Source organism: Allobosea sp., assembly GCF_036675845.1.
Classification (GTDB): domain Bacteria; phylum Pseudomonadota; class Alphaproteobacteria; order Rhizobiales; family Beijerinckiaceae; genus Allobosea.
The window spans coordinates 1-1,915 of the sequence record NZ_JAKFED010000181.1; the positions used below are offsets into that span (position 1 = coordinate 1).

Consider the following 1,915-nt stretch of genomic DNA (forward strand, 5'->3'; position numbering starts at 1 on the left):
CCGGTCCAGTGCCCGGACATCAAAGCACGACGAGCGCACCATAAGAGAACCGCGCGCGGGGTTCGGTCCGGCGGCGACCCAGCCGCTTTCGACATCTCGACATCGACATTCGGCAGGCGGCGACACGCCGCCGCCATCCGGCCCCGCGCACCCCTTCGGGCGGCGCTCCCTTTCAAACCCTCGCGGCGCTGAGCCGGCGGGGTTTTCGGTGCGGGGGAGGTGGAGAAGCGCGAGGAACCCCTCTCCTGGAAGGAGAGGGGCAGGGGTGAGGTGTTCGGACTGGAAACGTTGGCCTGACCCCGACCGCGTCGTGCGTGCGGCGCCTCACTGGTCAAACAGCCTACACCTCATCCTGCCCTCTCCTTACAGGAGAGGGTTCCCCGCGCCCGTCTGCCCAATCCGGCGCGCCTGACGAGGCGCCCTCAATTCCCCGCTGCTCGCGCCTTCGCCAGCGCCTCCTCAATGCCGCTCCAGGCCGGCTTCTCCGGCGCGAAGCGGCCGCGCATGTAGCGCGCGAGATCGGCGAGCTGGCGGTCGTCCAGCGCCGTCGCGAAGGCCGGCATCGAGCCGATGCCGTGCTGGCCGCCCTCGATCAGCAGGCGCAGGAAGTTCGCCGGGGTCGCGGCATGGAGTTTCGACGAGAGCCCCAGCGCCGGGCCGGCATTGACGAGCGGCGCGGCGCGGCCGGTCTCATGGCAGGCGGCGCAGGCGCCTTGATAGAGTCGCGCCGCCGGGGAGGTTGCGGGGTTGGCGGCGGAAGCGGTGGCGCGTTCGATTCGCTCGATGCGGGCTTTCGCCTCGGCAGCCGGCAGCGGTTCGTTGAGCGAGGCGAGATAGCTCGCCATCGCGCGGATATCGGAATCGGGCAGTGCCTTCAGCTCTTCGATCACCGGCGCCATCGGGCCCGAGGCGGCGCCGTGCCGGGCGGCGGTGCCGGTGCGCAGATAGGTGTAGAGCTGCGCCTCGCTCCACGGGATCGGCCCGGCTGCGGCCTTCGTCAGCGCCGGTGCCTCCCAGCCCTCCGCCTCGCCGCCGGCGAGATAGGCGCTGCCGCTGCGTTCGGCGCCGAACGCGTTGCGCGGCGTATGGCAGGCGCCGCAATGGCCGAGCCCGTCGACGAGATAGCGGCCGCGATTCCATTCGGCCGAGCGCTCCGGCGCCGGCGCGGGTTCGCTCTGGCGGTTGAAGAGCAGGTTCCAGCCGGCCATCAGCGGGCGCAAATTGAAGGGGAAGGTCAGCCGGCTCGCCAGGTTCTCCTGGCGCACCGCAGGCTGCGACATCAGGAAGGCATAGAGCGCCTGCAGGTCGGCCTCGCTCGCCTTGGCGAAGCTCGGATAGGGGAAGGCCGGGTAGAGATGGCGGCCGTCGCGATGCAGGCCGGCGCGCATCGCCCGCTCGAAGGCCGGATAGGACCAGTTGCCGATGCCGGTCTCCGGATCGGGCGTGATGTTGGTGGTCATCACCGTGCCGAAGGGGGTTTCGAGCGCAAGCCCGCCGGCGTAGGGCACGCCGTCCTTGACCGTATGGCAGACGGCGCAGGCGCCGAGCGCCGCGAGCTGGCGGCCCTTCTCGATCGTCGCGGCCGACCAGGTCGACGGGTCGGGCCGGGCGATCGGCGCGATCGACGGCGCCATGGCCAGCGAGACGGCGGCGAAGGTCGCGGCCCCGGCAAAGGCGCCGCCGAGCTTGCTCCACAGGCCGAAGCGCGGCTTCGCTGCGAGCTCGGGGGCGGCCGGCGCCGGTTTCGGCAATTGCCCGAGCCCGGCGAGCACCCGTTCCGGCGTCAGCGGCAATTCGCGGAAGCGCACGCCGGTCGCGTCATAGACGGCGTTGACGATGGCGGCGGCGCTCGGCACCGAGGCCGACTCGCCGGCGCCGAGCGGCGGCTCGTGCTGCCTGTCGACGAGCAGCACGT

Annotated in this window: 1 protein-coding gene; it reads right to left on the reverse strand. The window is 71.8% G+C overall.

Annotated elements, in window-relative coordinates:
- Nucleotides 1-422: 422 nt before the first annotated feature.
- A partial coding sequence (locus V6M56_RS19670) for a cytochrome c (RefSeq protein ID WP_332686168.1) occupies nucleotides 423-1,915 on the reverse strand: 1,493 nt, incomplete at its 5' end.